Raw genomic sequence first — 12542 nt, forward strand, 5'->3', positions numbered from 1 at the left:
ACGGCCCCTGGCGGCGTTGCGCCTCCTCGCCGTAGTCCCCGCTACGCCTCCTCGGCGCGCCTTGCCAGGAACCGTCAGGATCCACGCCAATTTTCGCAACTTATTTACGGGACAGGACACTAGTTTCGGCTACTATAGCGCGCCCGAGGCAGGTCCACCGCCTCGGGGACGGTGGACCTGCGGGAATCAGGTCACGACAGCAGAGGAGCAGTGTTGTGGTTGAGCACGGCAACCACCGTGACGAGAGCCGGCGGCGCACGCGCACACGTTTTGCGCCGAGCCCCACCGGGCTGCTGCATCTCGGCAATCTGCGCACGGCGTTGTTCAACGCCCTGTTGGCACGGCGCGATGGTGGTGATTTCGTGTTGCGCATCGAGGATACCGATGTGCAGCGTTTGCACCCCGAGTCAGTGCAGCGGCTGGGTGAAGACCTCCGCTGGCTGGGGCTGGAGTGGCAGGAGGGGCCCGAGGTGGAAGGAAGCCACGGACCATACGTGCAGTCAGCCCGTCAGGCGATCTACGCTGACTATTACGTGCAGCTCGAGGCCGCCGATCTCGCCTATCCCTGCTTTTGCACCGAACAGGAGCTGGAGCGCTCGCGCCGCGCCCAGCGGGTCGCCGGCAAGGCTCCGCGGTATGCGGGTACCTGTGCGCACCTGAGCATGGCGGAACGCCAAGCGCGCCTCGACCGTGGCCTGCAGCCCACGCTGCGCTTCCGGGTGCCGCGGGGGCGCAGCATTGCCTTCGAGGATCGGGTGCGTGGGGTCCAGCGGTTCGCCACCGACGACATCGGTGATTTCATCATCCGCCGCGCCAGCAGCGCGCCGGCGTTTTTCTTCAGCAACGCTGTGGATGATGCGCTCATGGACATTACCCATGTGCTGCGCGGCGAGGATCATCTCACCAATACGCCGCGGCAGTTGCTGCTGCTGGAAGCCCTTGGGCTGGACGCGCCGAGCTATGGGCATATCAGCATGATTGTCGGCGATGATGGCGCGCCGCTATCCAAGCGCAACGGCAGCCGCTCCGTGGGTGAGCTGCGCGAGGCCGGCTTTCTGCCCGAGGCCGTGTTGAACCACCTGGCCCGCCTCGGGCATGCCTTCGAGGACAACACGCTGCTCGGGCTGGATCGCCTGGCCAACGGCTTCGCCCTGGAGCGGCTCGGCCGGGCACCGGCCCGGTTCGACGCGGGGCAACTAACCCACTGGCAGCGTGAAGCGCTGCACGCGCTCTCGCACGAGCGCATGGCCGAATGGGTGGTATGGGCCGCCGGCGACATGCTGCCGGCGCAACAGCGCGACGCCTTTATTGCCACCGTACGGGAGAACGTGCAATTTCCGGAGGACGTACGCCGCTGGTGCCGTGTGCTGTTCCAGGGTGTGCCCGAGCCCGATGCCGAGACCCTCGGCTGGTTGACCGAGGCCGGGCCGGCGTTCTTCCAGGCGGCGGCCGAAGCCGGGGGTGATTGGCCGGCGGTGACCGCGGCGGTGAATGCGGCCACCGGCGTCAAGGGCAAGCGCCTGTTCATGCCCTTGCGTCTGGCGCTCACGGGGTTGCCCCACGGGCCGGAGCTGCCGGCGATTCACGCCCTGCTGGGCGCGACCGAGGCGCAGCGGCGTTTTCGCCTGGCCGCGCGCAGGGCCGCTGCGGCAGCAACGCAATGACATGAACGCCGCCCCACCGGGCGAGAGGTATCTGGAGACGGTTGCATGCTCGCGATCTACAACAGCCTTACGCGGTCCAAGGAAGTCTTCCGCCCCATTCGGGACGGGGAGGTCCGCATGTATGTCTGTGGCATGACCGTCTATGACTACTGTCATCTGGGCCATGCCCGGGCGCTGGTGGTCTTCGACGTCGTCGCCCGGTACTTGCGTCATCTCGGCTATCGGCTCACGTATGTGCGCAACATCACCGACATCGATGACAAGATCATCAACCGCGCCCGTGAGACCGGTATCGCCCCGACGGCGCTCACGGAGCGCTTCATCGACGCCATGCACGAGGACGAGCGCGCCCTCGGCGTGGCGCCGCCGGACGTTGAGCCCCGGGCGACGGAGTCCGTCGAGGCCATGCAGGCGCTCATCCAACGCCTGGTAAACAAAGGGCTGGCCTACCAGGGGGCCAACGGTGACGTTTACTACCGCGTCTGCGGCTTCCCGGACTACGGCAAGCTCTCCGGCAAACGCCTGGAGGACCTGCGTGCCGGTGCCCGTGTGGACGTGGAGGACGACAAGCGCCATCCCGGCGATTTCGTGTTGTGGAAACGGGCCAAGGAAGGAGAGCCCAGCTGGCCATCGCCCTGGGGCGAGGGTCGGCCCGGCTGGCACATTGAGTGCTCGGCCATGTCCGCCACCCACCTGGGTGAGCACTTCGATATTCACGGCGGCGGGCTCGATCTCCAGTTTCCCCATCACGAGAACGAGATCGCCCAGAGCGAAGGGGCCACCGGACACCGGTTCGTGAACTACTGGATGCATAATGGGCACGTGCGCGTGGACGACGAGAAAATGGCCAAGTCCCTGGGCAACTTCTTCACCGTCCGGGACATCCTGGAGCACTATCGTCCCGAGGAAGTACGCTATTTTCTGCTCTCCAGTCATTACCGCAGCCCGCTTAACTACACGGCAGATGCCTTGGAGCACGCCCGCGGTGCCGCCGAGCGGTTGTACCTGGCCCTGCGTGGGTTGGAGCCCCAGGCGCCGGGCGCATCCGGTCAGGCCTCCCGTGAGCGCTTCCGCGCCGCCATGGACGACGACTTCAACACCCCCGAGGCCTTGGCCGTTTTGTTCGAACTCGCCCGGGAGGTGAACCGCGCCCGGGAGACGGATCGTGGCGAAGCCGCCCGACTCGCCGGGCTGCTGCGCGAGCTTGGCGGCGTCCTCGGCCTGCTGCAGACCGACCCGGAGGACTACCTCCAGGGCAGTGACAGCGAGGACGTCGTCCCCGGTCTCACCGCCGCCGCGATCGATGCGCTCCTGGAGCAGCGCCAGGCCGCCCGCAGGGCGAAGGACTTTGCCACCGCCGACCGCATCCGCGACGACCTCCAGGCCCGCGGTATTGTCATCGAGGACAGCACCGGTGGCAGCACCTGGCGACGCGGCGGGTAGTGCCCTTGTCGTGACCGAGCACTTGTCGGTGACCGCCAGGGTCGGCTAGCCCGGCGCCGCGAATCATCACTTCACATGCCCGAGAAACTCCCGGAACCGCTCCGAGGGCGGGTTGGCGAACATGGCCTCGGGGCGGCCGTCATGCACGATGCGGCCATGGTCCATGAAGATGAGGCGGTGCGCCGCCGCTTCGGCGAAACGCATCTCGTGGGTGACGATGAGCATGGTCATGCCCTCGGCGGCGAGGTCCTGCATGACCTGTAACACCTCGCCGCGCAGCTCCGGGTCCAGGGCGGAGGTGGGCTCGTCGAAGAGCATGACCTTGGGGTTCACTGCCAGGGCGCGGGCAATGGCCACGCGCTGTTGCTGACCGCCGGAGAGTTCCCGCGGTAGATGTTCCGCCCAGTCCAGCAGCCCCACCCGTTCCAGCAACCGGTCGGCCGTGGCCCGGGCCTTCTTGGCGGACTGGCCGCGGACCTTGCGCGGCCCGAGCATGACGTTTTCCCGGGCGGTCATGTGCGGGAACAGGTTGAACTGCTGGAACACCATGCCGGTCTCGCGGCGGATGGCCCGGGCACTGGTACCGCGGGCACCGAGTGTCTTGCCGTCCACCTCCAGGGTGCCGGTGCTCAGGGGTTCGAGCACGTTCAGGCAGCGCAGCAGGGTGGATTTCCCTGACCCCGAGGGGCCGACGATGACCACCACCTCCCCGGCGGCCACGCTGAGGTCGATGTCTTCCAGGACCGGCGTGTCACCGAACCGCTTGCCCAGTTTGCTGCACCGGATGAGGTATGGGGTGGCAGGGCGATTCACAGGATGGTCATCCTCCGTTCGATCAGGCGCATGATCATCGCCAGGGTGAAGGTCATGATCAGGTAGAACACCGCGACGGCCGTCCAGATCTCCAGCGCCCGGCCGGTCTGGGCGGTGAGTTGTTCACCCCGCTGCGCCAGTTCCGCCACGCCAATGACCAGAAACAAGGCGGAGTCCTTGAGGCTGATGATGAACTGGTTGCCCAGGGGTGGAATCGTCCGCCGGAAGGCCAGCGGGCCGACAATGGAGGCAATGACTTGTGGGTACGACAGCCCCAGTGCCAGACCCGCATCGGTGAGCCCTTTATCGATGGACAGAACCGCCCCGCGCACAATCTCGGTGATGTAGGCGCCGGCGTTCAGCGCCAGGCACAGCGAGGCGGCAGCAAAGCCGGAGAGGGTCACGTCGATGGCCAGGGGCAGGGCGAAGTAGATGAACATGGCCTGAACCACGATGGGTGTGCCGCGGATCACCGAGACGTAGACGAACACCAGCCAGTTAATGACGGGAATGCGGAAGGCCATGATCAGGCCGCAGAGGGTGCCGATAACCAGGCCGCCGCCGATGCCAAGCAGGGTTATCTGCATGGTCATTTGGGCGCCTTGAATCATCTGCGGCATGGCGATCCAGACCACTTCCCAGCGGAAATCCATGACGGTGTCCTCTTAAACCTTGCCCTGGGCGAAAACACATTCCCGGCGCAGCGCCCGCGGGTTAACAGGCCCTGGGCGGGGTGGCGAGACGAAGCGGCTCACCGCCGCAATCCGGCGGTGAGCCGCTGGTTCCCATCAGCGCGGGCTGGGTTCTTCGCCGAACCAGCGCTCGTAGATCTCGGCGTAACGGCTGTCTTCCATCATGCCCAGCAGGCTGATATTGACGGCGTTGCGCAGTTCGCTGCCCCTGGGAAAGGCCATGGCGTAGGACTGGGCCTCCAGGTTCTCGCCCACGGCCTTCACTTCGCCGTCACCGGCGGTGTCGATGTAGTAGAGGACGTTGGGGGTGTCGTGCAGCGCGGCATCCACGCGCCCCGCGCGCAGCTCCATATAGGCCTGCTCGGCGCGGGGGAAGCGCGTGAGCTCGGTGTCCGGCAGGTTCTCCTGGGCGTAGTCGTCGCTGGTGGTGCCGGTGGTCACCGCCAGGGTCTTGCCGTCCAGGTCGTCGATGCCGCCGACCTCCTCCTCATCCGCGCGGACCATCAGCATCAGGCCGCTGTCATAGTACGCGTGGGAGAAGTCCATGGTCTCCTCGCGCTCGGAGGTGATGGTGATGGCGGCGATGGCACCGTCAACCCGACCTGTCTGCAGGGCGGTGATGATGCCGGAGAAGTTCATGGTGTTGTATTCGTACTCCCAGTCGTTTTCCTCGGCGATGGCTTCCCAGAGCTCGATTTCGAAGCCGGTCCATTCGCCATCCTCTTCGAACATGAACGGCACGAAGCCCGGAGGAATGGCAATGGTGAGGCGCTCCGCCTGGGTGGTGGTCGCGAATGCGAGGAGAATGATGCTGGTGCAAAGGGCCAAGGTGAGGTGTCGCATGGCAGTCTCTCCTTTTTCAGCGCTTGTGCGAAGGAGTCGCGGAAATCTTTACCTTTGACACTAGGGCGAGGGTCGAGGCGTGTCAAATTGGCACACGCTCTGTGTGCCATCATCCGAAGAATCCGTGCAAAAACCATTCGCGTTTCCTGCGGCGTTCTCGGAAGATCCACAGCCGACTGCCCTGGGGAGCGCGGGCCTGGTAGTAGTCCCGGGCGATATCGTGGCCGTCCCACCAGCCGGTTTCAATGCGCTCCGGCCCGCGCTCCAGGGTGAGCGGGCCATGCCAGCAGGGCAGGCCCTGCTGCTGGCCCAGGGGGGTTGGCCGGGGCAGTAGCCAGAGTGGTCGTTCTCCGGGCGGCGCCCGTGCAACGGTTTCGTTGCTGGCTCGGTGGCTCCAGGCGTATTCCGGGCGGTGGTCGGCGGCGGTGGCGAGCCCCGTGACTGCATGCTCCCCCAGGCGCGCGCCGAGGCGTTCGGTAAGGTGTTGTCGCTGGTGCTGCCGGAGCTGCGCCGGGTCGGGCAGCAGCTGTCCCGGTTCGGGAAGCAGGGGCTGGATCTGCTCGACCCGGAGGCTCAAGCCAATGACCGGTGCCGCCAGCTCCTGGCGCTCCAGCCGATGCTGGCACACGCTGAGCAGGTGTTCGGGGTCGCGGCTGGGGCGTCGCAGGCCGATCCGGAATCGGGAGGCGGTCTGGCGGGCGTGGAGCAGTTCCAGCTCCAGCGTTTGCGCGCCGCCGTCCAGGCCACGCAGAAGCCCTGTCAGCTCACCCAGAAGACGCTGCAGGGCAAAGGCAACGGCCCGGGTATCATGGGCCTGTGCCGGTAGATCCAGTTGGCGATGAAAACGCGTGGGTGGTTGATGGGCCTGGCGGGGTTCTGGGCGCTCGCCCAGCGCGTGCTCAAGCTGCAGCAGCAGCTCCCGCCCGAAACGCCGGGCAAGATCGCGGCGTGGCAGGGCCAGGCAGTCGCCCAGGGTGCGCAGACCGAGCCCGGCGAGGGCCTGATGGTGTTCTGCCGGGAGTTCCAGGACATGGCAGGGCAGACACGCCAGGCGCTCCCGGAGCGCGCAACGCTTGGAAATGGGCGTGGCATCCCCGGCCAGGGCAAGAAACCAGGACGCCGTCGGCGTGGGGGCGACGCCCTGACGATAGCGATGGCCGAGCGCGTCCAGCCCGTCGGTAATGTGCTGGCGCAGGGCGCCCAGGCCGCCGAACAGGCGCAGGCTGCCTCCGATCTCTAGCAGCAGGCCGTCGGGGGGGCGGGGGCTGACATGGGCGCTGAACTGGTAGGCCCAGTCTGCCAGGTGCCGCAGGGTGCGGGCTTCTTCCTGCCGTTGCCGGGGCGGGAGCTGTATATGCCGCGACACCGCACGGGCTTCGCTGGGGCTCATGTGCGCCTGGAGGCCGGCCCGCTTCGCGGCGTCGTTCAGAAACGGGATCCGCTGATGCTCCGTGATCGCGATCGCCGTGGCCTCGTCTGCGTAACCCAGGGCCTCCAGGGGCAATTGCGGCAGTTGAAGCGCTAACCACAGCATGCTGCGGCCTCCATACAGGCGATGTCACACCCCCCCCTGCACCGGGAGCGGCAGAGCGCAACGGGCGCAGCCGTGGCAGGTGTTGGTGCCGGGGTTATTCCAGCGGCAGATCCAGTTGGTGGCGCTCCTGTCTGGGGTGTTGGCGGTAGAGAAGCACCGGTGCTTTGTGGGTGCCCTCGGGGTGCTTACGCCCCGGGCTGGCTGCTGCCTGTCCGGACTGAGAGGTCTGCAGTGGCAGGGCCCGTACGCGGGGGTTGTTGAGGTCCAGCCGCAGCCCTTGCCGGGGTCGTCCGCCCCTTACCTTGAGCAGATCCACCCGGGTGTCTGCATCCCCCTGGCCCTGCATCAGCACGCGCAGCGCGGCCGGCGAACGTTCGGCGGCGGCCTGTTCGTTACGCAACAGCAGACCCCAGCAATGGCCGGCCTCGGCGGCCAATTGCAGGCGGCGCAGTTGCTGGTGCTCTGCCTGTCGCGGCCAGGCCAGCACAGCGGCGCAACTGCCCGAGCGCATGGTCTGTTCCAGGGCCCACAGGGTATCGCTGCCAGCGCGCGGGTGAATGAGCAGAATGCGCGATAGGTCCATCCCCTGGGCAGCCAGCGCGGGCGCGTAGGGGATGTGCGGCGGCGCCACCAGCGCGATCCAGCGACCAGCCCGGCTGAGACGGGCCAGCGCGGGCATGATCAGACGCAGCTCGCCAATGCCCGGGGCGTTGTGCAGGACCTCGGTCAGGGCGCCCATGGGCCAGCCGCCCCCCGGCAGTACGGCATCCAACTGGGCAAAACCGCTGGGCAGGCAGCCCTGGGTAGTGCGGTTGCCGCCGCGACGCCAGATCCGGTGTTCGCGCAGGAGATCATCGAGTGCGTTGTCCATGTCGGCCCTCATTATGTCCTTTGGCAGATTCGGTGGTAGGTGCAGCCCGAGCGGTCGCGGGAATGCCTCTCAAAGTGCCTCGCCGTTACGAATAAGCCCGACCCCGAGTCCTTCGATAACGAGGGGCTCCGTGCGCAGGTCGACAGTGATGGGGGTGTAGTCCGGGTTTTCGGGCAGTAGCCGGACTTGGTAGCCGTCCCGCTGGAAGCGTTTGACGGTGACGTCATCCTGGAGGCGGGCGACGACGATCTGCCCGTTGCGAACATCGGCAGTGCGGTGCACAGCCAGGAGGTCGCCCTCCAGGATGCCGGCGTCGCGCATGCTCATCCCCTGGACCGAGAGGAGGTAGTCCGCCCGGGGGCGGAATATGCCCGGGTTCACCTGGCAGCGTTCGCGCACGTGCTCCTGGGCGAAGACCGGGCTGCCGGCGGCCACCTGGCCGATCACGGGCAGGCCCGATTCCGCTTCCCCGCCGGTGTCATTCAGTAGCCGAATGCCCCGGGAGGAGCCGGCTTGCAGGCTGATGGCGCCCTTTTTCTCCAATGCCCGAAGGTGGCTCTCCGCTGCATTGGGTGAGCGGAAGCCCAAGGCGCGGGTGATATCCGCACGGGTCGGCGGAAAGCCGGAATCAATAATGAATTGCCGGATGAACTGCCGGATTTCTTCCTGTCGGGCCGTGAGCTTGTGCATGAAAGTCCCTCCTCTGTTGCTGGTAATATATACAGCCTCCGGGGTTGAATGCAAGGCACGGCGATGCCAGTGCGAGTCTTCTGTTCATCACTGCGTGCACAAGCTAGTGTCCTGTAACCGAAATTCGTTGTCTTTTGCTTGTCGGTGCGCCTTCGAGGCTAGACGCCGGGCCGAAGGCGTAGCGGGCCCTACGGCGAGGACCGGCAACACCGCTCCACGGCCGGACAGGCAGCTCAAAAGACAACGAATTTCGGTTACAGGACACTAGCAATGGCGCGCAGGTATGACTCCTATGGATAGCGTACAATGCGCGCCGCTCTGGAAAACGAGCCGCATCGCCCTCACCCTGAGTGGCAAGACCATGGTCAGCGTAACCGACGATATCAGCGATCTCTTCGCCCACGGCACACCGTCCCCGGACGCGTGGCTGGATCGCGTGCTGCCTGGAGCCGGCGAAGGGGAGCGGCAGTTGTTGCGGACTGCCTGGGAGGCGGCTGTTCGGGCTTATGACGGTAATCTGCGCCGTTCCGGGGAGGCCTATTTCGAACATGCCCTGGCGGTTGCCAGCATCCTGGCGGCGCTGAAGCTGGATGCCCCAAGCATTGCCGCCGGCCTGCTCCACGACGGCCCCACTGTCTGCAGCAGAAAGCAGTGGTCTGCCATCTGTGCCACCGTCGGCGGGGAGGTGGCAAACCTGGTGGACGGCGTGGGCCGCATGGACGTCATCAGTGATCTGCACGGCCACACAGAGGAAGGCGGCGAGACGGCGAACCGGACCGAGGCCTTGCGCAAAATGCTGTTGGCCATGGCCCAGGATATTCGCGTGGTGTTTATTAAGCTCGCGGAGCGCTTGCATGATTTGCGCACCCTGCGGGCGTATCCCCAGGCCGTGCAGCAGCAGGTCGCCCAGGAGACCACGGACATCTACGCGCCACTGGCCCATCGGCTGGGGATCTGGCAGGTCAAGTGGGAGATGGAGGATCTGTGCTTCCGTCACCTTGAGCCGGACACCTACAAGCGTGTGGCGCGGCTGCTGCGGGAAAAACGCCAGGACCGGGAGCGTTATATCCGGCAGGTGACCGATCAGCTCACCGCAGCGCTGCACAGCGCGGGGATCGAGGCGGATGTGTACGGCCGCCCCAAGCACATCTACAGCATCTGGAAGAAGATGCAGCGCAAGGGGCTGGGATTCCACGAGCTTTTCGATATCCGTGCCGTGCGTGTCATGGTGCGTGATGTGGCGGCCTGCTACGCCACGCTGGGGGTGGTGCACAGTCTCTGGCGACACATCCCCAAGGAGTTCGATGACTACATCACGACGCCCAAGGAGAACGACTACCAGTCATTGCACACGGCGGTGGTCGGACCCGAGGGCAAGACCCTGGAAGTGCAGATCCGTACCTGGGACATGCACGAGCAAGCGGAGCTTGGCGTGGCGGCGCACTGGCGCTACAAGGAAGGCGCCAGCAGCCGGGACGCCCGCTTTGAAGAGAAACTCGCCTGGCTGCGTCAGCTCCTTGAGTGGGGCCGGGAAGACGGCGCAGCGGAGGACTTCATCGACCGCTTCAAGGCCGAGGTCTTCGAGGATCGCGTCTATGCCATCAGCCCCCGGGGCGATGTGCTGGACCTCCCCCGGGGCGCGACGCCGCTGGATTTTGCTTACTACATCCATAGCGATGTCGGCCACCGCTGCCGCGGCGGCAAGGTCAATGGCCGCATTGTTCCGCTGACCTATGAGCTGCGCAACGGCGATCAGGTGGAAATCCTCACCTCGCGCAGGGGTGCCCCGAGCCGTGACTGGTTGAATCCCGCCCTTGGCTACCTGCGCACGAGCCGGGCCCGTTCCCGGGTCCGCGCCTGGTTCCGGCAGCAGGATCACGCCAAAAACGTGGCCGCCGGGCGGCAGATCCTGGAGCGCGAGTTCCACCGTCTGGGCGTGCAGGATGTGAACCTGGAGCGGCTGGCGGAGAAGAGCCGCTATTCGAAGATGGACGATTTTCTCGCCGCCATCGGGCGCGGTGACGCCAGCGGTGGCTACATCGCCGGGTTGCTGAGAGACCAGGTGCTGCCTCGCCGTGACCCCGGTGATGCCCTGCCACAGGGGCCGGCTCCGGGCGGCGGAGAGCAGACCGACGAGGTCTCCATCTACGGGGTCGGGAATCTGCTGACCCGGCAGGCGGGCTGCTGCAAGCCGGCGCCCGGGGATGCGGTGGTGGGGTTCATCACCCGGGGGCAGGGTGTCACCATCCACCGGCGCGATTGCAACAACGTGCGGCGGTTGCAGGAGACATCGCCGGAGCGGCTGATCGATGTGAGCTGGAGTCGGCATGCTGAACAGAAGTATCCAGTGGACATCCAGGTGGACGCTTACGATCGCCAGGGCCTGTTGCGGGATATCACCGCCATTCTCACCAACGAGAAGGTGAACGTCACCGGCGTGAACACGACCACCGGCAGGCAGGACCACCAGGCGCGGATGACGCTCACCGTGGAGATCGGCGATGTGACCCAGATGAGCCGCCTCATGGACCGGATCGCCGCATTGCGCAATGTGCGGGATGTGCGGCGGAAGGCATGACGCGCTGGTGAAGGTGTGCGTCGTCGGCGCGCAAAACCCCTCACGATGGACACTTCATGCCGCATTACCGTAAAATGCGCGCCACTTCGCGGGGGCCTCAACACGGGTGTGTCGGAGCGGGAGGGGTCAATCCATGATTCCTCCCGCTTTTGCGTGTGTGCCCGACAGGCCAGTCGTCGATGATTGCGGCCCAGCGATAATCGGGATGTAGGGAGAGGGGGCAGTTGAGCAAGCCGGCAATTCTTGCGCTGGAAGACGGAACCCGATTCCAGGGCGAATCCATCGGTGCCGACGGCCGAAGCGTGGGCGAGGTCGTATTCAATACGGCCATGACGGGTTATCAGGAGATCTGCACGGATCCGTCCTACAGCCGGCAGCTGGTCACGCTCACGTATCCGCACGTGGGCAACACGGGCACCAACCCCGTGGACCAGGAATCGGAGGGTCCGAAGCTGGCCGGGTTGATCGTCCGCGATCTGCCACTGCGCGCGAGCAGCTGGCGCAGTGCCGTCGGGCTGAGCACCTATCTCGAGACCCGCGGCATCGTCGCCCTCGCCGGGATCGATACCCGCCGCCTGACCCGCATGCTGCGGGAGAAAGGCGCTCAGAACGGGTGCATTATGGCGGGCGACGTGAACGTTGAGGCCGCTGTCCAGGCGGCACGGGATTTTCCCGGACTCAAGGGCATGGATCTCGCCCAGAGTGCATCGACTTCGCGGCCCTACGAATGGCGCCAGGGCTCCTGGTATCTGGACCTGGGCCGCGCCGATTCTGGCGACCGTGCCGATACCGACCTGCCCTGGCACGTGGTTGCCTATGACTACGGCATCAAGCGCAACATCCTGCGCATGCTGGTCGATCACGACTGCCGGGTGACCGTGGTGCCGGCGACGACGCCGGCCGAGGAGGTTCTGGCCATGGATCCGGATGGCGTCTTTTTCTCCAACGGCCCGGGTGATCCGCAGCCCTGCGATTACGCCATCGAGGCCATCCGCTCCCTGGTGGACGCGGGTGTGCCGAGTTTTGGTATCTGCCTCGGGCATCAGCTGCTCGGGCTTGCCAGTGGGGCCCGCTCCGTGAAAATGAAGTTCGGCCACCACGGCGCCAACCACCCGGTGCAGGATCTGGACTCGGGGCGGGTGATGATCTCGAGCCAGAATCACGGGTTTGCGGTGGATGAGGCCTCACTGCCCGCGAACCTGCGCGCCACGCAGCGGTCGTTATTCGACGGCACGCTACAAGGGATCCACCGCACCGACCGACCGGCATTCGGTTTTCAGGGACACCCTGAGGCGAGCCCGGGCCCGCATGACGTGCGTCCGCTGTTCGCGCATTTCGTCGAGTTGATCCGGGAATACCGGGGCTGAGCGGGACCTCCGGCCACAGCGCGGCGGCGCCCCTGACAGCGCGCCGC

At 66.1% G+C, this 12542-nt stretch carries 10 protein-coding genes; 4 read left to right on the forward strand and 6 right to left on the reverse strand.

Translation table 11 applies throughout. The features are described from left to right. The first annotated feature begins 215 nt into the window (after window positions 1–215). The gene (gene gltX, locus QZT63_RS01740) at window positions 216–1664 is read left to right on the forward strand and encodes a glutamate--tRNA ligase (RefSeq protein WP_290648038.1); all 1449 of its coding nucleotides are present in this window, start codon (window positions 216–218) and stop codon (window positions 1662–1664) included. 45 nt (window positions 1665–1709) lie between these two features. Then, window positions 1710–3107: a cysteine--tRNA ligase gene (cysS, locus tag QZT63_RS01745; protein WP_290648040.1), complete on the forward strand. Its 1398-nt coding sequence runs from the start codon at window positions 1710–1712 to the stop codon at window positions 3105–3107. A 66-nt stretch (window positions 3108–3173) separates the two neighbouring features. Here cysS and QZT63_RS01750 read toward each other — a convergent pair whose 3' ends face one another. From QZT63_RS01750 to lexA, 6 genes are all read right to left on the reverse strand, one after another. Then, window positions 3174–3920 carry an amino acid ABC transporter ATP-binding protein gene (locus QZT63_RS01750; RefSeq protein ID WP_290648041.1) on the reverse strand — a complete coding sequence of 249 codons (747 nt, stop codon included), beginning with the start codon at window positions 3918–3920 and terminating at the stop codon, window positions 3174–3176. Then, window positions 3917–4573: an ABC transporter permease subunit gene (locus QZT63_RS01755; protein WP_290648042.1), complete on the reverse strand. Its 657-nt coding sequence runs from the start codon at window positions 4571–4573 to the stop codon at window positions 3917–3919. Before QZT63_RS01755 ends, QZT63_RS01750 begins: the two co-directional genes overlap by 4 nt. Window positions 4574–4708: 135 nt before the next feature. Then, window positions 4709–5455, reverse strand: coding sequence for a glutamine ABC transporter substrate-binding protein (locus QZT63_RS01760; protein WP_290648044.1), 747 nt, complete (start codon window positions 5453–5455; stop codon window positions 4709–4711). Between the two features lie 109 nt (window positions 5456–5564). After that, a complete protein-coding gene (locus tag QZT63_RS01765) occupies window positions 5565–6989 on the reverse strand; it encodes a DNA polymerase Y family protein (protein WP_290648046.1) in 1425 nt (474 codons plus the stop codon). A gap of 94 nt (window positions 6990–7083) precedes the next feature. Continuing rightward, a complete protein-coding gene (imuA, locus tag QZT63_RS01770; protein WP_290648048.1) occupies window positions 7084–7860 on the reverse strand; it encodes a translesion DNA synthesis-associated protein ImuA in 777 nt (258 codons plus the stop codon). Window positions 7861–7929: 69 nt separating this feature from the next. Next, entirely contained in the window at window positions 7930–8550 is a 621-nt protein-coding gene (gene lexA / locus QZT63_RS01775) for a transcriptional repressor LexA (protein ID WP_290648050.1), read from the reverse strand. Between the two features lie 292 nt (window positions 8551–8842). Here lexA and relA point away from each other — a divergent pair, with 292 nt between their 5' ends. Together relA and carA are read left to right on the forward strand one after the other, a co-directional pair. Next, a complete protein-coding gene (relA, locus tag QZT63_RS01780; RefSeq protein WP_290648052.1) occupies window positions 8843–11128 on the forward strand; it encodes a GTP diphosphokinase in 2286 nt (761 codons plus the stop codon). Window positions 11129–11352: 224 nt separating this feature from the next. Further along, complete coding sequence (carA, locus tag QZT63_RS01785) at window positions 11353–12495, forward strand: glutamine-hydrolyzing carbamoyl-phosphate synthase small subunit (RefSeq protein WP_290648054.1); 1143 nt, start codon at window positions 11353–11355, stop codon at window positions 12493–12495. Window positions 12496–12542 lie beyond the last annotated feature (47 nt).

This window comes from Aquisalimonas sp., from assembly GCF_007120195.1.
GTDB lineage: Bacteria > Pseudomonadota > Gammaproteobacteria > Nitrococcales > Aquisalimonadaceae > Aquisalimonas.

Excerpts from the sequence above, each read along its gene's own strand:
- imuA (WP_290648048.1), bottom strand. The coding sequence starts at position 7,860 with ATGGACAACGCACTCGATGATCTCCTGCGCGAACACCGGATCTGGCGT.
- relA (WP_290648052.1), top strand. The coding sequence starts at position 8,843 with ATGGATAGCGTACAATGCGCGCCGCTCTGGAAAACGAGCCGCATCGCC.
- QZT63_RS01755 (WP_290648042.1), bottom strand. The coding sequence starts at position 4,573 with ATGGATTTCCGCTGGGAAGTGGTCTGGATCGCCATGCCGCAGATGATT.
- QZT63_RS01760 (WP_290648044.1), bottom strand. The coding sequence starts at position 5,455 with ATGCGACACCTCACCTTGGCCCTTTGCACCAGCATCATTCTCCTCGCA.
- QZT63_RS01765 (WP_290648046.1), bottom strand. The coding sequence starts at position 6,989 with ATGCTGTGGTTAGCGCTTCAACTGCCGCAATTGCCCCTGGAGGCCCTG.
- lexA (WP_290648050.1), bottom strand. The coding sequence starts at position 8,550 with ATGCACAAGCTCACGGCCCGACAGGAAGAAATCCGGCAGTTCATCCGG.
- cysS (WP_290648040.1), top strand. The coding sequence starts at position 1,710 with ATGCTCGCGATCTACAACAGCCTTACGCGGTCCAAGGAAGTCTTCCGC.